Here is a 19,298-nt window from a genome sequence, read left to right as displayed (position 1 = left end):
AATCAGGTATAAAACTTCTTCACCTGGTAACAATGGCTTACTGAGGTGATGATAATCATGAATGAAGGAAACAAAACGCCACGCAAAATCGAAGAATCCCACAAGTCGATTGCGGGCACGTCTCCAGCTGTCAGGCCTACCGGATGGAAGAAATTTCTCTCCAAGCGCTGGGTTTTCCCTGCAGCGTACATGGCCGCGGCAGCAATTATCGTAACGATTCTCTGGCTGAACACGGGCAAGGATCAGCAAGATCCAGCCATTCCCGGTCAAGCAGAAGTCGCGAGCGAAGCCGCCACTAGCGGTCAGGAAAGTCCGGAAGCGTCAGCCGTTCTCGCAAATGGAGAATCGCTTCGCTGGCCGGTAGAGAAGATCGAAGACATGACTACGCTGATGCCTTTCTATGATGCTGCGGCATCCGAGGAAGAGCGCGTAGCCGCCATGGTCGAGTACCAGAACACGTTCACGCCGCATATGGCGACCGACTTATCCCGTCAAGACGGAGAGTCGTTCGATGTTCTGGCGGCATTGAGCGGTACGGTCAAAGTCGCTTCCCAATCGCCGACCAACGGCTATGAGGTGCAAATCGAGCACCCGAACGGGTTGGTGACCGTCTATCAAAGCCTCACGGATCTGAAAGTGAAAGCCGGAGACGAAGTTGAGCAAGGAGATGCCATCGGAGCGGCGGGCCACAGCGAGCTTGAGCCGGGCGAGGGCGCTCACGTTCACTTCGAAGTTCGGGAGAACGGCGTATCCGTCAACCCGAACGCGTTGATCAAGTCGGAGAAATAATCGCGCAGCAAAAATGCTAGACTGAAGTAGGAATGGCTATAGGCGGAGGATTGAGATTGGCGCAAGCCGGTCTTGATCCTCTGTTTGTTTTTACGGGAAGAGTTCTCGACAAGAAACGGGCGGATATGTGATAATTTTGCAATAGCGAGAGGGTAGAGAAACGATGGCAGAAATCCGATGATTCGAAGGGGAGTACAAGGATGAGGATCGTGGCTACCGCGGAACTGAAACCTGGCGACGTGCTGGAGAAAGCGGTGTTGAACCATAGCGGCATCGTTATGCTGGAGGCGGGCTCCGTGCTTACGGAGCACTATATCGAGAGGCTGAAGGCGCTCAGAATCAAATACGTGCATTTATCCAACGGGTCCGGCCAAACCGGCGGGGAGCTAGTCAGGAAGCGCGGCGAAGCCATGATTGCAGCGTGGGAACGTCCCGACATCGCGGCAATGAAAAATGACGACAGGCCCCGCAAGGAAGCGGGGAGGATCATCGGCGAGTTCGTAAACCGCGGTTTGATGATGGAGCAGATCGTCCTGCCGTTTCCGGAGGCGAATTTTCGTCAGACCTTTCGCGATATCGTTATGGAGATTTCGCGGCAGCCTGCGCTTGCGGAGGAATTGGGCATTCTGCTGCAGACGGATCGGATATTATTCGAGCATGCATTAAACGTGACGTTATGCTCGAGCATTATGGGAATCTCGCGCGGGTTGGACAAGTCGCAGATGTACGAGCTGGCGACGGGCGCATTGTTTTGCGATATCGGCATGACGAGGCTGCCCGTGGATTTTACTAAAGTGAATCGGAAATTAAACGAGTCGGAGCAGCAGATTTTGCGTCAGCACACGAGCGAAGGCTACCGGGTATTGAAGGGGATGAAGGAGATTCCTTCGCTTTCCGCGCAGTGCGCCCTGCTGCATCACGAACGTTATCGCGGCTCGGGTTACCCGCTCGGCATGACGAACGATAAAATTCCGGAATATGCGCAGATCGTTGCAATCGCGGACGTGTATAACGCATTGGGCTCTCCGCGGCATCACCGGAACGCTTATGGACCGGCGGAGGCGATTGAATATTTGTCTGCTTCGGGCAATTACGATTTCGATTGGGAGCTAATCCGCTCGTTCCTCAGTCATGTCATTATCTATCCGGTCTCGACCAGGGTGAAGCTGAGCAGCGGGCAGCTTGCGACGGTTGTGGAGACGTCCGGCCGCCCGATTCAAAGACCGCAAGTCCAAGTGTTCCGCGAGAGCGACGGAAGGGACATCATTGTTCCCTATACGTTGGAATTGCAGTCCCATACGAATGTCGTAATTGTTGGCAAAGCTGACAATTAACCATACCTACATGTCCCAAAGACGGAGAGGGGAAGTCCCCCTTCGTCTTTTTTTATAGGGCTTAAGATTCAGCTTTTCGGCCGTCAGACCCATATTTTCCGTCAAAAAAGGGACTTTCCTAGCCTGTCAGGCTTGGCAATCTAGAATAAGTGACCGCGCCCCTCATATACTGTACCAATCTATTTCAGCAGGGAGGCGGGAGCGTGCACGATTATATCAAGGAACGCACGATCAAGATTGGCCGCTGCATTGTGGAGACGCGCAATACGGTTCGTACGATTGCCAAGGAATTCGGCGTCTCCAAAAGCACGGTGCATAAAGACCTGACAGAGCGGCTGCCGGAGATCAACCCGGATTTGGCTGACCAGGTCAAGCACATCCTTGAGTATCATAAGTCGATCCGGCACCTTAGAGGAGGAGAAGCGACTAAAATCAAGTACAAGAAGACGACCGTCAAGAAACGGGAGGTTATGACAGCCGGAAAAGCATAATTTTGCTAATGATGTCGAATGAAAAGAAGGATTTGCCGCGCATGCATCGAATATTATACTATTACAATATCGACACTCCATTTTGGCGAGGGATAAAAGACGCATGTTTAGCAAAGACATCGGCATCGACCTGGGTACGGCGAACGTATCCATTCATGTAAAAGGCAGGGGAGTCGTACTCGACGAGCCTTCCGTGGTTGCGCTGGAAACCGATACGCGCAAGGTAGTAGCGGTGGGAGAAGAAGCCCATCGGATGGTTGGACGTACACCGGGAAATATCGTTGCTATTCGGCCTCTTAAGGATGGCGTCATTGCCGACTTCGAAGTGACGGATATGATGCTGAAGGCGTTTATCCAACGGGTCGGGGCAAAAAATTGGTACAGCAGGCCCCGCATTCTGATCTGCGCCCCTACGAACATTACGTCGGTGGAGCAGAAGGCGATTCGGGAAGCGGCAGAGAGAAGCGGCGCTAAAGAAGTGTTCCTCGAAGAGGAAGCGAAGGCGGCCGCGATCGGAGCGGGGATGGATATTTTCCAGCCCAGCGGCAATATGGTAGTCGACATAGGCGGAGGTACGACGGATGTCGCTGTTCTATCCATGGGCGACGTCGTAACCGCCTCTTCTCTTAAAGTCGCGGGGGACAAGTTCGACGCCGCGATTATGAGATACATAAAGAACAAGTATAAGCTGTTGATCGGCGAACGGACGAGCGAGGATATCAAGATCAAGATCGGCACCGTGTATATGAACGGCCGCCGGGAAGAGATGGATATCCGCGGCAGGGATATGGTATCCGGTCTGCCGCTCACCGTTACGATCTATTCGGACGAGGTTCGAGAAGCGCTGTGGGAGCCGATCATGTCGATTGTCGCATCGACCAAAACGGTGCTGGAGCGTACGCCTCCGGAGCTGTCCGCGGATATTATCGACCGCGGAGTCATTCTGACCGGAGGCGGCGCGCTGCTGGACGGACTGGACGCGCTGCTCGCGGAAGAGATCAAGGTTCCGGTGCTGATCGCGGAGGAGCCCAAGCATTGCGTCGTGAAGGGCACCGGAATTATGCTCGATCATTTGGATAAGATGACCCGCAGGCTAGGGTAAGCTTAATAGCGCCCTGGAGGATGCAAGCAACCGGATCCAGCATACGCAAGGAGGACAGGCTCCATGTTAAGAGGGCTCTATACGGCCGCATCGGGAATGATCGCCCAGCAGCGGCGGCACGACGTGATCACGAACAACATTGCAAATATCAATACGGTCGGCTTCAAGGGCGGCAATGCGGTCAATCGCACGTTTCCGGAAGCGCTCGTCTACGCGATGGGCGGATCGGACCCGTCTGCTAACAAGGTAGGCAAGATGAGCATGGGCGTATTCTCCGAGGAGAATCTGCTGAGCATGGCGCAGGGCGACCTTAAGGAAACCTACCGGAATCAGGATTTGGCGCTCGTATCGGATATTTTTGTGGACGGCGTCAACTTCGACGCATCCGGCAAGTCCGTGGACGCGAACGGGCAAATTACGTATCAGCCTCAGGCGTTCTTCGCCGTGAACGTTGCGGGACAGGAGCGCTATACCCGCGACGGCAGCTTTAAGACTACGCAGGACGGCACATTGGTCACGTCGGACGGGTACCCGGTGACGGGAGCGGACGGACAGCCGATCGTTTTGGGACAGTCGTGGGAGAATATCGCCGTAACGGCGGACGGGCGGCTCGTAAATGCCGAGACTCGCGGGACGCTTCCGGGCAATCCGCAGCTTCGCATTATGCGTGTGGACAATCCGAATCTGCTCGTTCGCGAAGGCGACGGCCGCTTCCGCTATGCAGGTGAAGCGAACGGCCTGCGTCAGATCGAAGCGGGGGACCAAGTCGAGGTGCGGCAAGGCTTCCTGGAACGCTCCAACGTGGACACGACGCAGGCCGCTATCGATCTGATGGCCGCCCTTAGAGCGTACGAGGCGAATCAGAAGGTCATTCAGACATATGACCGCAGCTTGGACAAAGCCGTTAACGAAATTGGCAGAGTGTAGGAGGAGCAAGCTGAATGAACACTTCCATGATTACCGCATCCGTATCGATGGGGTCGCTGCAGCAGAAGCTGGACATGCTCGCCGACAACTTCGCTAACGTCAATACGGCTGGCTACAAACGCAAGACGGCCGTTTTCGAGGACATTTTGACGAGCGTCAATAACCAGTTGAACGATTTCAACCAGCCGGGAAGAAAATCTCCGCTCGGTCTCGTCGAAGGCTGGGGAACGCGGCTGATGCAGATCCATACGGATATGACTCAAGGGTCCCTTCTGGAAACCGGCATCATGACGGACGTTGCGATCGAGGGCAACGGTTTATTCGAGGTTCAGACCGTTGACGGGGCTCGCGCGTTTACGCGGCACGGCCCGTTCCAACTGCTTCCCGACGGGCAGGACCAGCGGGTTCTGGTAACGAATACCGGCCAGCAGGTTATCGGAGCCGGGAATCAACCGGTTCGCGTACCGAACGGCTACGATCTGCAGATCGCTGCAGACGGCACGCTGACAGCGGTGGCTGCCGACGGCATTGCGTCGGTCGGACTGGGCCGGCTGAAAGTGGTGGAGCTCACCAACGCCGAGCTGCTGCGGACGCTGGCCGACAATCTGTACGGCATTCCGGACGGAGTCGATCCGAACGGCGTCGTTCGGGAGCCCGGCGATATCAACGCGGCCGGCATTGCGGTTCGCCAAGGCTTCATAGAGCAATCCAACGTGAATATGGCGGACGAGATGAGCGATTTAATGATGGTGCAACGCGCGTACCAGCTTAGCGCCAGGGCGTTGTCCTCCAGCGAACAGATGATGGGGATGGCAAACAACCTGCGCGCTTAATGCGAAGCGGATTGAAAGCGGCCTGACAGCCGCGCCGTTGCTCGTCGAAGGAGACGACATTTCATGAAAGCACCTTCCCGTTCAAACGGCAAGAGCAAACCTTCCATTGGCAGGATAATTGCCCGGGTCGTTTGGATGAGCATAAAGTTATTGATTATACCGGTTCTATGCGTTGCCGCGCTTATCGTCGGACTCGCAATCGGATTTTCCGTCCTTGGGGATAAGCCTGTATCGGAAGTATTCGACATTAAAACCTGGAAGCATATGTATGATCTCGTGTTCGCGGAAGGCGGCTGACGCGAGTCTGCGCTTTGCAACCGGGACTGCAGCTCCCCGGCTATAGCTCGGGGAGTTTTCATTTGTAGAGGTGAGCGTTATAATGATGGGGAACTTGAGAGAGACGGGAGGAACGCGGGAATGAACGTGCCAAATCTGCTTACGATGTCCCGCTTCGTGCTAATTCCCGTTTTTTTGGTGCTGTACTTCGAAGGCTATGCGCTCGCGGCGCTGCTCACGCTGCTGCTGGCCGGATTTACCGATTTTCTCGACGGCTATCTCGCCCGGAAGAACGGACAAGTTACCGTCACAGGCAGCATGCTGGACCCGTTGGCCGACAAGTTGATGATGCTGTCCGTCATTCTCTCGCTGCTGATTAAGAGCGTGCTTCCTTTAAGCGCCTTTATCGCGATGGCTTTCCGGGAGCTGGGGATGATCGTCGGCTCGGCTGTTTTTTATTTCCGCGGTTTTAAGACGGTTCCGGCAAATGGAGTAGGCAAGGCGACAACGATTATTTACTATCTTGCGATTACGCTGCTGATGCTAGAGCTGCCGGGAGGCGTCCCGGTACTGTGGGGAGGAATTGCGCTGTCGTTCATCGCTTCGTTCATTTATTTTATGAAATTCAGAAAAATAAACGGAGTGTCCTGAGGCGCGCGCAAGAAACCCAAGAAACCCGCCGTCGGATTGGACATCGCCAAGCGACAGCGGGCAGCCTATATCAACCTCGGCTGCTGCAGCTCGCCGGAGGGATGCCTGTATTATTCGCCGCCAGGCGAAGGCTTATGCGTAAGAAACTCGAATATTCAGGAGGAATAGCCCATGCTCGATATCGTACAAATTCAGGAATTGATCCCGCATCGCCCGCCTTTTCTGCTCGTTGACCGGATTTTGGAGCTTGAGCCGGGCAAGAGAGCGGTCGGTCTCAAAAACGTGACGATGAACGAACCGTATTTTGTCGGGCATTTTCCGGTTTATCCGGTTATGCCGGGAGTGCTGATCGTCGAAGCGCTGGCTCAAGTCGGTACGGTGGCTATGCTGGCTTTGGAGGAGAACCGGGGCAAGCTGGGCTTTTTCGCCGGCATCGACGGATTCCGTTTCCGCGAGCAGGTTAAGCCGGGAGATACGCTGATACTGGAGCTCGAAGTAACGCGCCTGAAAGGGCCGATCGGCAAAGGACGCGGCGTCGCTCGCGTAGGCGACAAAATCGCGGCCGAGGGAGAGCTGATGTTCGCGCTGTCCGATCCGTCTAAAGGCTAATTATAGAAAGGATGGGGTATGATGTCCGCAATTAATCCATTGGAATTATATGAGGGATGGTTAAAAGACGTCAACATCGATGAGCAGACGAAAGAGGAGCTCAGAGGCATTGCCGGACAAGCCGGGGAAATCGAGGATCGTTTCTACCGGGAGCTGGAATTCGGCACCGGCGGGCTGCGCGGCGTTATGGGAGCCGGAACGAACCGGATGAATCGTTACGTGATCGGCAAGGCGACGCAAGGCTTCGCGAACTTCCTGCTCGGACAATCCTCGTCCCCTTCGGTCGTCATTGCGCACGACTCTCGTCACAATTCCGATGTCTTCTCGTTGGAAGCGGCATGTGTACTGGCGGCCAACGGAATTCGTACTTATTTGTTTCGTTCCTTGCGTCCGACTCCGCAGCTGTCGTTTGCGGTCCGCGATCTTGGCGCGACGGGCGGCGTAGTCGTCACGGCCAGTCATAACCCGCCGGAATATAACGGATATAAAGTATACGGCGCGGACGGCGGTCAGTTGATTCCCGATCAAGCGGAACAGGTGATTGGCGAGATTCGGGCGATCGCTTCGTTCGATCAGGTGAAGAGATTGTCCCGCGAGGAAGCAGAGGCCCAAGGGCTGCTCGTCTGGCTGGACGATGCGGCGGATCAGCGTTTTGTCGATGCGGTGGCGGCGCAGGTCGTGCAGCCTGAGCTAATTCGCGGCGGAGCCGGAGCGGAGCTGGGCATCGTGTTCACGCCGCTGCACGGCGCGGGCAACGTGCCGATTCAGCGCGTACTGGCGCAGACCGGCTTCACCAAGGTAAGCGTCGTGCGCGAGCAGGAGCAGCCGGACGGCATGTTCCCGACGGTCAAATCGCCGAACCCGGAAGAGCAGGAGGCTTTTACGCTGGCGATTAAGCTGGCGGGAGAGGTCGGAACCGATCTCATTATCGGTACGGACCCGGATTGCGACCGGATGGGCGCAGTCGTGAAGAACGACAAGGGCGAATTCGTCGTGCTAACGGGCAATCAGTCTGGCGCACTTATGGTTCATTATTTATTGTCTGTTTTGAAAGCCAAGGACAAGCTGCCCGCAAACGGAGCGGTCATCAAGACGATCGTGACGAGCGAGATGGGGGCCGACATTGCCGCTTCTTACGGCTGTAAGGTGTTCAGCACGCTGACGGGCTTCAAATATATCGGAGAGCTGATGACGAAGTTCGAAAAGGACGGCTCACATGAGTTTCTTTTCGGATACGAGGAAAGCTATGGGTACTTAACGGGAACTTATGCGCGGGACAAGGATGCGGTAGTCGCTTCCTTGTTGATTAGCGAGGCGGCCGCTTATTATAAGTCCCAAGGCAAGACGCTGTACGACGTGCTGCTGGAGCTGTACGCGCAATACGGCACGTATTTGGAGAAGCTGGAATCGCGCACGCTTAAAGGCAAGGACGGCGTGGAGAAGATCGGCGCGATCATGAACGACTGGCGCAACGCTCCTCCGCAGGAGATTGCGGGCGTTCGCGTATCGCAGATGCTCGATTACTCGCAGGGCCTGGACGGACTGCCGGCCGAGAACGTGCTGAAGTTCCTGCTGGAGGACAATTCGTGGTTCTGCCTTCGTCCTTCGGGCACGGAGCCGAAGATCAAAGTTTATTTTGCGGTACGCGGTCAGGGCCTCGGGGAAGCGTCCGCTTCTCTGCAGAAGCTGGCGGCTTCCGTGATGGCGCGCGTCGATTCGTTAGGATAAGATCAAAAGCGGAATTTTTGAATTACCTTTAAGGAGTGACTGTTTGTGCCTCAATGGGTGAATAGATTGAATACAATAATGGCGAAATGGCTCTGGTGGGTCGTGCTGCTCGGCGTCATAGCGTCGCTGCCGGTCGTCTACGCAAGGGAGCAGACCGAGCAGACCGCCAATGAGGTCGCAATCGTCATGGATTATCGTGACTTGCTGCAGGTTTCGAATACGCAGGTCGACCCTCGGCGTTTTGTGGAGGAGCAGATTGGACTGCTGAAGGATGCCGGAGTCAACGGAATGGTCGTGTTCGAGAGCACGCTGGAGGAGCTGAGCTGGGCGGGCGAGGTGAACGTGTACAACGCTACGCAAGCCGCGCTGCTCGAAGGTCGCGTCTCTCCTCCTGATGACAATGGCACGTACGTCGTGTTTAACCGTCCGGAGCATGAAGCGACGTTCCGTCCGATCATGGAGTGGGCGTTCCGGCACCATGGGGCGGAAGTGACAAGCTGGTCCGTTAAGGGACAAGCCGGCGTGCGTATAAGCATGGGCTACGATGATGCAATCCTGCGGCCGATGCAGCCGAATCCGCTTGCGATCAAGTCGCTGAGCGAAGCCGGCTTCCTCGTTATTCCGAGGCTGTCCGACCGTTTTGACCCGTTCGATCAGACGGAAGTGGCCAGATGGCTCGATAGCTATCAGGAGCTTGGAATCGACCGCATCGTATTCGACGGCGAGGCCGTTACCGGGTTTGCGGATGACGACGAGAAACACAAGGGCATTACGTTTTTCGCCGGAGAACTGAAGGAACATGGAATCGGAGTGGCAATTTTCGAAAACTTGCGCATCCCGCAGAAAGGGATGTCCAAGCTGGCCAATCTGCTCGGTTACAATGCGATTCGCGCGCATTCCGTCAGCGAGGCGGAAATGTCGGTGATCAAAAAGCCCGTGCTGGAAGACAGGCTTGTGCTGGCGGTTAAGGATCGCAACATTCGTTTGCTCTATCTAAACGCGATTACGGTTCGCGATTCGACCAAAGGGCAAGTGACGCATCCGCTGCAAAATATCGTGGACGTGCTGAAAGGCGAGAAAGACGATGACGGCAATACGGTCAGCGTTGGCGTCGTGAAGCAATTGCACGATTTCGGCTTCGAGATCGGATCTCCGAAGGCGTTCCAGATTGAGCATGCTCCTGCCGAAATGGCGCTGCGCGGAGTTGCAATGCTCGGCGCAATTGCGCTTGTAGCGCTGACGATCGGTCTGTTCCTGCCGTCGCTGCTCGTTCCTTCTCTGGTCGCGGGGGCGGTCGGAGGAGCAGGACTGTATGTGCTTAGCCCGACGTTGATGGTGCAGGCGCTAGCTTTGATGGCGGGGATTGCCGCTCCGACGGCGGCTGTCGTCCTGCTCGTCAAGCGCATTCGAGTGCTCCGCGACAGCGCGGAGGATCGGGAGATGTCGTCGCTGCACAGACTGGGCGGAGCGCTGCTGCTATTCGTCAGAACGACGATTTTGTCGTTGGCGGCTGTGCCTTTCGTTGTCGCGCTGCTCAACCATATCTCCTACAGTCTGGTGCTGCAGCAATTCCGCGGCGTTAGCGCGCTGCATCTTGTGCCTATCGGACTTGTGGCGCTGTACGTCTTCTTGTACGGCTCCGGCAATACGGTAATCGGCAATGCCAGGAAGATCCTGTCTATGCCGCTCACGGTGCTGTGGATTGCAGGCGTAGGCGTACTTGCTGTGGTGGGCTATTATTATTTGTCCCGTACGGGCAATAGCGGACAGGTGACGGGCATCGAGAAGGAATTCCGCTCGCTGATGGAAAATACGTTTGGCGTGCGACCGCGGATCAAGGAGTTTATGTTCGGTCATCCGCTGTTCTTTGCCGGCATTTTTATCGCGCTTCGCTATCGTTGGGGCATGGTGCTGCTGGTCGTAGGCACGATCGCGCAGTTGTCGATGGTGGATACGTTCGCTCATATTCATACGCCGCTGCTGTTATCGTTTATTCGCGTGCTGCTCGGACTGGGAATCGGCCTGCTGCTGGGATTCGTCGCAATTGCAGTGTGGCAGGTGCTGGAACGTCTGTGGCAGCGTTGGGGTAAAAAGGTATTGGGAGATGCGGGGCAATAGTCAATGTTTAGCCCTGTGGCGATATTGAAAAGGAAGAGGGGCCCGAGTCTAATCGGGCTCCTCTTGTCGTAAGAAGTCGGCTAAACTGAAGCTCTGTGAGAAAAATGAAAAATTTTTTGTGGAAATGGGCTGCGGGTATGGTGTAACGTTACTGTATAAGTAGGATGCAAGATACAGTAAGGCGCAAGAGGAGTGCGGCATTAGATAAGTAAGGTGCCGGCGAGTAAAGCGAAGATTAGTACAGAACAAGATAAGTACCAGAACAAGATAAGTACCAGAACAAGATAAGTACAGAACAAGATAAACAAAGGCATTAGTTAAGCAAAAGAAAAACAAGAATGTCGGGGCATTGGAGCAAGAAATCGGTTTAACGCAGAAATGGCGTGATGTAGGAAACGGCGCTTTAGCGCATCCTACGGGTATCTATAGAGATAAGGTAGCGACGGAGGCGGAGGGCAATCGGACAGGAGAAGAAAATGTATCGTCTTGTGCTGTCGGGGTATTATGGGTTTAAGAACAGCGGTGACGAGGCGGTGCTGAAAAGCATTCTGACCGCGCTGGAAGAGGCTGCGGACGCGGCTGGAGTAAGAGTGGAGCCAATCGTACTGTCGGGGGACCCGGAATGGACAAGCCGGCAGTACGGCGTCGAAGCCGTTCCGCGAATGAAGCTGGCCGAGGTCCGGCGGGCGCTTAAGGCGAGCGACGGGCTGATCAGCGGCGGAGGGAGTTTGCTGCAGGATGCAACTGGGATGGGCTCCATTCCGTATTATTTAGGGATTATGGAAATTGCCCGCTGGTGCGGCAAGCCGGTTTTTGTATATGCGCAGGGCATCGGGCCCGTGAATCGGGCGATGTTCAAGCCGTTTATTGGGCGAGCGTTCAAGCGCGCGCAATACGTGTCTGTGCGGGACGAGGAGTCGGCCGCGCTGCTGCGCGGCTATGGCGTGCCCGCGTCCCGCGTGGCGGTTGTGCCCGACCCGGTGATGGGCTTGCCACCGGGAGGGCTTGGCGCCGACGAGACGGGCGGCGCCGATGTTGTGGACACGCTGCCCGTGGTGGGCGTGTCCGTCAGGTTTTGGCGCAGCGACCGCGCGGACCTGGACCGCGCGGCTGCGGCGCTTGAAGCGCTGGCCGCGCTCGGCGTGCGGGCGCGGCTGCGCTTCCTGCCGTTCCATCGCGGCGCGGACGAGGATTCGTCCCGCTACGTGATGGAACGGCTGGCGCGCACGGGGGCATACTCCGAGCGGGAGCTCGAGTTGGCCCCGGCGCACGACGACCCGCAGCAGATGCTGCGGGAGGTGGGCCGATGCGCGCTGCTCATCGGGATGCGGCTCCATTCGCTGATTTATGCGGCGAATCGGGAGGTGCCGCTGCTCGGCATTTCATACGATCCGAAGATCGATCAATTTCTGCAGCGTCTGGGCGAGAAAGCGATTGGAACGACGGAATCGCTGGACGCTCAAGCTGCGGCCGAGAGGGCAGCAGCGCTGTTGGGGGATCCGGAGGCGTGGAAAAGCGAAAAAATGAGCTCGATTAAACGGCTTAAGGAAGAAGCTGCCAAACCCGCGCAACAAATTATCGCTTTCATACGTAAATAATATGTAGGCTAACGTCGATTCGGGGGACAACGAGTCCTGAGAGATGAGACGACAGTCTGATCAGTTGGAGTTGACCTTTAATGAATGCGAAGACGAAGGCGTTTGCTACGGTTTCCTTGTACGGCGTACCCTTCTCGAAAATGAATATGCAAGAGACGGTCAATTATTTGGCAAATGCGATTGAGACGAAGACGCCTCATCGAGTCATTACCGGCAACCCGATCATGCTGATGGTCGGATTGGAAAATCCCGACTTTCATCGGACGCTCGCTACGGCGGATCTCGTCGTTCCCGATGGCTCCGGAGTCGTCTGGGCTGCCCGCAGGCTTAACGAGCCGGTTAAGGAGCGGGTACCCGGCTTTGATCTGATGCACGAGCTTCTGAAGGAAGGGAGCGTGCGCAGTTGGAGCGCCTATCTTCTGGGAGCAACGAAGGAAGTGATCGAAGCGGCGAAGGAGAAGCTGAGTTTGCAGTTTCCCGGGGTGCGTTTCGTGGGTTGCCGAGATGGGTATTTCAAGGATGATGAGGATGAAGAGGTCGTGGCCGCGATTCGCGAGGCGAATCCGGACATGCTGTTCGTCGCCCGGTCCACAATGAATCAGGAGCCGTGGATCGAAAAGTATCAGGCTCAGCTGGGAGTACCTGTCGTTATGGGAGTTGGGGGCAGCTTCGACGTGGTGTCGGGCAAGCTCAAGCGAGCGCCGCTCATTTTCCGCAAGGCGGGGATGGAATGGTTGTATCGGCTGCTGCAGGAGCCTTCGCGGTTCGGGAGGATGCTGGTGCTGCCTCGATTTGCGCTTAAAGTGATTAAAGACGGAGATAAAGTCCTGAAAGCGGGCAATCCGCGATGAAAGCATTCGTGAAAATCGCTTAATTCATGAAAAACGGCTGAAAACGACGAATTGACCACCTTGTTGAATTTCTTGTGGCCGGAGTATAATTCATTTCGGTACAGAAAAAAAGGGAGTTGTGGATATTGTCCGGTTGGATGCTAGGAATCGCACTTATTTCATTCGTTGCGGCAATGATTTTAGCATTGGTATTGACGCCGCTAGTCAAGAAGCTGGCTTACCGCGTCGGAGCAATCGACGAGCCGAATCATCGCAAGGTCCATACTAGAACGATGCCTCGCCTTGGAGGCGTAGGGATTTACGCAGCTTTCACCATCGGCTTGCTCTGTATCCTGCCTTGGGTGCCGGACGGTTACCTGAGCGCATACGACCGCAATCTTATTAGCGCGCTGCTCGTTGGCGGCACATTGATCGTGCTGCTGGGCGCGCTCGACGATAAATACGACTTAAACGCCAAGCTGAAGCTGCTCGTGCAGATCGGCGCGGCTTGCATCGTTGTGTTCGGCTTCGGAGTTAAGATCAACCTGTTGAACATTCCGTTCGGTTCGGCAATGCAGCCGCTCGGGGAATGGTTCAGCGTGGCTTTGACAATTGTCTGGATTGTGGGCGTCACGAACGCAATCAACCTGATTGACGGCCTGGATGGGCTAGCCGCCGGAGTATCGGGCATCGCCATCGCCACGATCCTCGTGATGGGCATTATTATGAGCAACGAAGCGGTTATTCTGCTGGGGGCGCTGCTGCTTGGCAGCATCGGGGGCTTCTTGTTCTTCAACTTCCACCCGGCGAAAATTTTCATGGGCGATTCCGGGGCGCTGTTCCTCGGCTTTGCGCTGGCGACGCTGTCGATGCTCGGTTTTAAGCAGATCACGGTCGTGTCGTTCGTAACGCCTCTGTTGATCATCGGCGTACCGTTGTCGGATACGTTCTTCGCGATCATTCGGCGCTGGCGGAAGGGCAAGCCGATTTTCGAAGCGGATAAAGGGCACCTGCACCACTGTCTGCAGCAGCTCGGTTTCAGCCACCGCAAAACGGTTCTGATCATCTATGCAATCGCAGCGTTCTTTGGTACGTGTGCGGTTGTCCAATCGTCCGTCACCAATACGGGTCTGGGCAACTGGATTACGTTTATCGTTATCTGTGCGCTTGTGTTCCTGTTGCAGATTGGTGCGGAGCTCATCGGCATTGTCGACAAAACCCGCCGTCCGGTTCTGGATTTTCTCGCGAGGATTCGGATGAAGCCTCAGACGGGGTCGCGGAAGTAGATCTTATCTATAAATAGTGACGACAAAGGCCTGAAGACACTTTCCTCGGAAATGAGGAAGATGCAATCAGGTCTTTTTTTTGCCTGTATATCTAAAATATTCCCGTCAGATGCCCGATAACAAAGGTACGGAACTTTTGCGGAATCATGACGTCTAATGGTAGAACATGCCGTTGCAGGCGAATGCCGCCAGAAGGGGAGGGACGGGGCTTCTAACTGCAAATGGATCTCGGGCTAGAGTTCGCTATCTTTAATTCGGAACCTTATCGGTTCTAGCCATACATAAGGAGGAGCATAAGTGAGGAAAATATTATCGGCACTATTGGCATTTGTACTTGTCGTGACATTGGTTCCGGCAGGGTTAATTAAGCAGGCTAGCGCTGCAGATCCGGCTCAATTTTTTATCCCGGACAATACGGTAATTAGGGGAACTGCTTTGCGGGTCACCAACGTTGCAGGTTCCCCTGATTTGCTGACAAGGGACAACGCCTATACAACGACAACCGGCACGCTGACAATTACGGGAACGTTCTCGTATGTCGCGGCTGCTTCGATGAACGTCAAGATCGAGCAATTGAATTTGCAGTCGAACGGTACTTGGGCGCCGGACAGCACACGTTTCACGACCGGTTCCGTGCAAGAGGAGCCGAACAGCGTCAATAAGTTCAAGGCGGCTAATCTTACTTTGTTCCCGGGCATGAACAGAATTACATTTACCGGTACCCAAGGTACAATTCAACGTTCCGATACGTTCTATGTTTTGTATGACCAGATTCCGTATGTAGAGAGCCTTAAAGTCAACAGCGGCTCTACCTCTTTTAACCTTAATGAGGGTGCGAGAGCTGTAGTTCCTGTGCAGATGATCACGATTCAGGGCGTCGTGCGCAATGCTACCCAAGCCTCTATCAGCTTGAACGGCGGTAACCCTATCGTATCTTACGTGTACGACGAAGGAACATTATTTACTCCTGCGCTCACTCTTAAATCAGGCTTGAATACCATAAAGCTTTCGATTACGAATGGTGCCAATACAGTAAACATTACCCGCGATTTGTATTTCTTCGATGCCAACAGTCCGTTTACAGAGGTTCAATTGAACCATGGCGGGACGATGTATTCAATTTATAATCAGGTGCCTCAAGTTTCGACATCGACAACCGGCAATCCGGTTGCCGTCCCAGGAGAGACTGGAACCCTCGAAGTTACAATGCTAGTGCCTTATCATGCAGACCCTTTTGGTGGGCATGCCACATTTACTTTGAATAACAGCACATCCGCCACAATTCCGATTGGGGATATCGTTGGTTCGGAGATTATTATTCCGGGCAGTGACGGATTTACACCGCAATATCGACTTGTGACATTTAAAACTTCAGCGACGGCTCCTTTTGCATTCGAGACTGACTCGGGCAACACGGCGTATAGTCAGATTCAGAATGTCCGATTGAATGTAACTTACAAATCGTTCAGTACATCGTTCGAAGGTCGATTCAGATTTGTTCCGAATGATACGGTTATCAAAAGCATTCAATATTTGCCGAACTATAACCCGGCTACGATCACTGACATTGCGGACGCAGACAAGGAGCCCTTGAATGGGGCTCAAGTCGAAGATACGTCTTTCTATATTTTGGTGGAAACGGATAGTGTGCCTTCAGGGGCTCTGGGAGCAACGTATCTGCCCCTCAACTCGTCAGGTCCTTCGGTTGCGGTTGCTGGAACGCAGCCAACGGGTACGGACCAGAAGCTAATTGTGTATCACGTTACGAACTTCGCTGTGGGCCAACAGAAAGTGCAATTCAAATACGCGGGCTCGGCATCGACGTATATCGCTGACGTATCTTACGCCTCGAAGAGTTACATTTATGTAGCGAATCTATATGACGGTCAGACCTACACGTTCAATTCGAAGAACACCAATAGTATTACCGTTAATGGGAAATTTATGGGCTTTCAATCTATTGTTGCTCCTCAGTTTTTCGTAAACGGAACTCTGGTCACTCCAGGTGGGGCGCTTCCGGATTTTACGTTGACACTGAATATCGGCGGTGCTGGTCCTCTTGTATTTGGCGAGAACAAGATTCTGATTAAAGGCGTAAACCAGAACGCCGGAATATCGCAAGAGATTATTAAAGAAATTCGAATTTACTTGATTGATGAGAATATCTCCACTATCAAGAACTTCTCGCCAAACCTTAGTACCAATACTCGGCAAGCGTTTCAGCATCCTAAGGTCGAGAACTATCTGGAGCAAGAGCTGGCGAACATCTTTACTGTCCCGCCAGAGTTCTCGTTGCAGGATGGCAAATATGTGACGAGTGAAACGAAATACGATCTAGTGTTACGGGGTACAGGCGCCAAAATTCTGAATATCAAGCGCGGATCGAAATTAATCTTCACGCATAACATTCCTGTGACTGCTGCGGGAACAAGTACGGTGGATGCGGATTATCCCGATCTTGAGACAGGCGCTCCCGGTGCTTTCAAATATGATTTTGCGGGTGAAGAGAAGGATTTCATGCTTCGGCTCAGAAATATGGTGTTCGAAGCGCCGGGCTCCCATGTCTACACGCTGGAGTTGATTAATGAGACAGGAGCGCGTTCTACCCAGGTTTTAGAGGTGACGCGTGAACTGTCGCCGTTCCGTATTCTATCGCCGCGGCCGACTGTCGGAGATCAGATTATCGTCAACAAAAACTTCGTTCACTTTGACATCGAAGCAGAAGGCGCATCGGAGGTCATCATCGAGAAGGAGAAGGCCGTTAAGCGCGAGGATCTGACGAATCGATTCGTTTATGATTTCATCGGACTTAAGCCGGATAAGGTTACTCCAATCAAGATCCAGATTAAGCGAGCGGATACAACTCTGAACTACACCGTTCAAGTCTACTATTCGAGTACGGTTCAGGTAGACACGCAGTACATGCAGAAGATGTCCAACAAATTTGATGTGTTCAGTAAAAAACTGCAGTTGACTTTCCCTAAAGGAACAGTGCTGAAGGCAGCAAAACCGAATGCGACGGGTATAACTAAGCTGTATAACAATACGAACATTTTGTTCGGCATCGCCGATCCTGCTGATGGTGTCGTCGAACGCAAGAACGATTATGGGAATATTATTAATATCAATAACGACGAGAGAACAAATCAAGGGTTAAGCCCAATTTTTATTCCGAGCTACTTGGTGGTACGGTTCAGCAACAACAGCAATACGTTTAATTTCACACCGATTTCTCCGACATACTGGATCAGCGGCGGAGTCGGAGAACTGGGTAATCGTGGAGAGGTAGGTTATGCACCTGCTGTGGGAGGGCTCGCTCCGTACTCCGTTGAAGGAAGGTTTACGGAGTACCCATTAGAACGTAAGGTCATGCCGTCCAACCGCGGCAAACTCACGCTTAAGTTCGACGACAATGTAGTAGATGAAGCTTCCTATACAGTATCCGTGTTCCGTTACACGGATCGTGGCGAATGGGAGAACATCGGCGGAGAAGTCAATGCGAAACAGCACACGATTTCGGTGCCATTCGATGATTTCGGCTACTATCGCGTCGTGAAGCTGCGCAAAGGGTTTACGGACATTACAAACCATTCTTGGGCGCGTAACATTTTGAATGCTTTGTATTCGAAAGGTATAATGAAGAATGTTCGCGCGGACGAATTCGGCGCCAACGATACAACCAACCGCGGGGAATTCGCAACGCTGCTCGTTAAAGGCCTGAATCTTCCGATGAATGCGGAAGGCGCGCAAACGTTCTTCGATGTTGGACCGGGAACGAAGACCGACACATGGAGCTACGAGTACATCGAGACGGCAGCTAGAGCGGGTATTGTTACAGGGCTGGACGAAGGATTCTTCGGGCCGGGCATGCCAATCTCCCGTCAAGAGGCTGCGGTCATGATTGCAAGAGCGCTCAAGCTGAAGATGCCAGTGAACAACACGAAGCTTGAAGCTAACCTTGCTAAGTCTTTCGTGGACTCAGGATTAATTCAATATTACGCAAGGCCGGCTATAGACGCCGTGAACAAGGCCAAGATTATGACAGGCTCCCCGACGACGTTGCCGGGCGAGAAGAAGCCGGTGTACAGCTTTAATCCGAGGGGCAACATGACGCGGGCGGAAGCGGGCAAGATCGCGGTGGCGCTCTTGCAGAAGAGCACGAGTATCTTTCCTAAAAACCTGAGCTAACTGATTGCGAGATGCAGAAGGGGGACGCCATGTTCTCCCTTCTGTCTTTCTCTATCTTGGTTCTATAGGAAAAGATTTGACAATGATTTAAAGCATAGGCCAAGCTATACTAGAGTAGCGATTAAGCGTACATAACGAAACGGTTGATTCGCACAAGTGCAACAAAAAATGTTTGAGGTTTTTGAATTCGACCGCAACTTTTCCGAATTCCATGCGTTTAAAGATGTGGGTCGCAACAAGAGGGACTCAGGAACTAAAACTCGCATCCTCTCTATGAAATTGTGCTTTACGCTGGGCAAGCGTCTCATGTATAATGAAGAAAGTGGCATAATTTACCCTGCCCATTTTTTTCCTGTCTGGCACTACAATTACTAGGTTTCAAGTTTCTGCGACATGTATCTACTAAAATAGACATGCCGTCAGACATCAATTATAGACAATGCTCTTCTCAAGGAAGGGGGTGAAAACGCCAATGAGAGATTCGAGCTATAATTTTCACACACAAACACAACAGATATTTTCTCGAGGAGGAGAAAAA

15 protein-coding genes are annotated in these 19,298 nt (G+C 53.6%); all 15 read left to right on the top strand.

What is annotated here, in order from left to right; all coding sequences use genetic code 11:
• Positions 1 to 57: 57 nt before the first annotated feature.
• Positions 58 to 789, top strand: a complete 732-nt coding sequence (locus tag J4772_RS33600) for a M23 family metallopeptidase (protein ID WP_116060691.1) — start codon at positions 58 to 60, stop codon at positions 787 to 789.
• Positions 790 to 989: 200 nt separating this feature from the next.
• Positions 990 to 2,123, top strand: coding sequence for an HD-GYP domain-containing protein (locus J4772_RS33595; RefSeq protein WP_209073208.1), 1,134 nt, complete (start codon positions 990 to 992; stop codon positions 2,121 to 2,123).
• Positions 2,124 to 2,326: 203 nt separating this feature from the next.
• A complete protein-coding gene (gene spoIIID, locus J4772_RS33590; protein ID WP_094047597.1) occupies positions 2,327 to 2,614 on the top strand; it encodes a sporulation transcriptional regulator SpoIIID in 288 nt (95 codons plus the stop codon).
• A 103-nt stretch (positions 2,615 to 2,717) separates the two neighbouring features.
• The gene (gene mreB, locus J4772_RS33585) at positions 2,718 to 3,716 is read left to right on the top strand and encodes a rod shape-determining protein MreB (RefSeq protein ID WP_305827809.1); all 999 of its coding nucleotides are present in this window, start codon (positions 2,718 to 2,720) and stop codon (positions 3,714 to 3,716) included.
• 63 nt (positions 3,717 to 3,779) lie between these two features.
• Positions 3,780 to 4,643: a flagellar hook-basal body protein gene (locus tag J4772_RS33580; protein ID WP_209073206.1), complete on the top strand. Its 864-nt coding sequence runs from the start codon at positions 3,780 to 3,782 to the stop codon at positions 4,641 to 4,643.
• Positions 4,644 to 4,657: 14 nt separating this feature from the next.
• Positions 4,658 to 5,476: a flagellar hook-basal body protein gene (locus tag J4772_RS33575; RefSeq protein WP_116060687.1), complete on the top strand. Its 819-nt coding sequence runs from the start codon at positions 4,658 to 4,660 to the stop codon at positions 5,474 to 5,476.
• A 63-nt stretch (positions 5,477 to 5,539) separates the two neighbouring features.
• Entirely contained in the window at positions 5,540 to 5,773 is a 234-nt protein-coding gene (locus tag J4772_RS33570; protein WP_209073205.1) for a DNA-directed RNA polymerase subunit beta, read from the top strand.
• Positions 5,774 to 5,893: 120 nt separating this feature from the next.
• Complete coding sequence (locus J4772_RS33565; RefSeq protein WP_209073204.1) at positions 5,894 to 6,403, top strand: CDP-alcohol phosphatidyltransferase family protein; 510 nt, start codon at positions 5,894 to 5,896, stop codon at positions 6,401 to 6,403.
• A 171-nt stretch (positions 6,404 to 6,574) separates the two neighbouring features.
• Positions 6,575 to 7,012 carry a 3-hydroxyacyl-ACP dehydratase FabZ gene (gene fabZ, locus J4772_RS33560; protein WP_209073203.1) on the top strand — a complete coding sequence of 146 codons (438 nt, stop codon included), beginning with the start codon at positions 6,575 to 6,577 and terminating at the stop codon, positions 7,010 to 7,012.
• An 18-nt stretch (positions 7,013 to 7,030) separates the two neighbouring features.
• Positions 7,031 to 8,740: a phospho-sugar mutase gene (locus J4772_RS33555; protein ID WP_371822802.1), complete on the top strand. Its 1,710-nt coding sequence runs from the start codon at positions 7,031 to 7,033 to the stop codon at positions 8,738 to 8,740.
• 45 nt (positions 8,741 to 8,785) lie between these two features.
• Positions 8,786 to 10,858, top strand: a complete 2,073-nt coding sequence (locus tag J4772_RS33550) for a DUF5693 family protein (protein ID WP_209073202.1) — start codon at positions 8,786 to 8,788, stop codon at positions 10,856 to 10,858.
• Positions 10,859 to 11,334: 476 nt separating this feature from the next.
• Positions 11,335 to 12,456 (top strand): polysaccharide pyruvyl transferase CsaB, encoded by a 1,122-nt coding sequence (csaB, locus tag J4772_RS33545; protein ID WP_209073201.1) that lies wholly within the window; start codon positions 11,335 to 11,337, stop codon positions 12,454 to 12,456.
• 80 nt (positions 12,457 to 12,536) lie between these two features.
• Complete coding sequence (locus tag J4772_RS33540; RefSeq protein WP_209073200.1) at positions 12,537 to 13,307, top strand: WecB/TagA/CpsF family glycosyltransferase; 771 nt, start codon at positions 12,537 to 12,539, stop codon at positions 13,305 to 13,307.
• Between the two features lie 137 nt (positions 13,308 to 13,444).
• Entirely contained in the window at positions 13,445 to 14,572 is a 1,128-nt protein-coding gene (locus J4772_RS33535; protein ID WP_116060759.1) for a glycosyltransferase family 4 protein, read from the top strand.
• A gap of 297 nt (positions 14,573 to 14,869) precedes the next feature.
• Positions 14,870 to 18,760, top strand: a complete 3,891-nt coding sequence (locus J4772_RS33530) for an S-layer homology domain-containing protein (protein WP_209073199.1) — start codon at positions 14,870 to 14,872, stop codon at positions 18,758 to 18,760.
• Positions 18,761 to 19,298 lie beyond the last annotated feature (538 nt).

This window comes from Cohnella sp. LGH (assembly GCF_017671885.1).
GTDB classification, from domain to species: domain Bacteria; phylum Bacillota; class Bacilli; order Paenibacillales; family Paenibacillaceae; genus Cohnella; species Cohnella phaseoli.
Note: the sequence above shows the minus strand (reverse complement) of the source record. Positions and strands in the feature narration are given on the sequence as shown.

Bases quoted from the DNA above. Each gene is read 5' to 3' on its own strand.
- J4772_RS33580 (WP_209073206.1), top strand. From the start codon at position 3,780: ATGTTAAGAGGGCTCTATACGGCCGCATCGGGAATGATCGCCCAGCAG.
- J4772_RS33565 (WP_209073204.1), top strand. From the start codon at position 5,894: ATGAACGTGCCAAATCTGCTTACGATGTCCCGCTTCGTGCTAATTCCC.
- J4772_RS33575 (WP_116060687.1), top strand. From the start codon at position 4,658: ATGAACACTTCCATGATTACCGCATCCGTATCGATGGGGTCGCTGCAG.
- csaB (WP_209073201.1), top strand. From the start codon at position 11,335: ATGTATCGTCTTGTGCTGTCGGGGTATTATGGGTTTAAGAACAGCGGT.
- mreB (WP_305827809.1), top strand. From the start codon at position 2,718: ATGTTTAGCAAAGACATCGGCATCGACCTGGGTACGGCGAACGTATCC.
- J4772_RS33540 (WP_209073200.1), top strand. From the start codon at position 12,537: ATGAATGCGAAGACGAAGGCGTTTGCTACGGTTTCCTTGTACGGCGTA.
- J4772_RS33595 (WP_209073208.1), top strand. From the start codon at position 990: ATGAGGATCGTGGCTACCGCGGAACTGAAACCTGGCGACGTGCTGGAG.
- J4772_RS33600 (WP_116060691.1), top strand. From the start codon at position 58: ATGAATGAAGGAAACAAAACGCCACGCAAAATCGAAGAATCCCACAAG.
- J4772_RS33555 (WP_371822802.1), top strand. From the start codon at position 7,031: ATGATGTCCGCAATTAATCCATTGGAATTATATGAGGGATGGTTAAAA.
- J4772_RS33570 (WP_209073205.1), top strand. From the start codon at position 5,540: ATGAAAGCACCTTCCCGTTCAAACGGCAAGAGCAAACCTTCCATTGGC.
- fabZ (WP_209073203.1), top strand. From the start codon at position 6,575: ATGCTCGATATCGTACAAATTCAGGAATTGATCCCGCATCGCCCGCCT.
- J4772_RS33535 (WP_116060759.1), top strand. From the start codon at position 13,445: ATGCTAGGAATCGCACTTATTTCATTCGTTGCGGCAATGATTTTAGCA.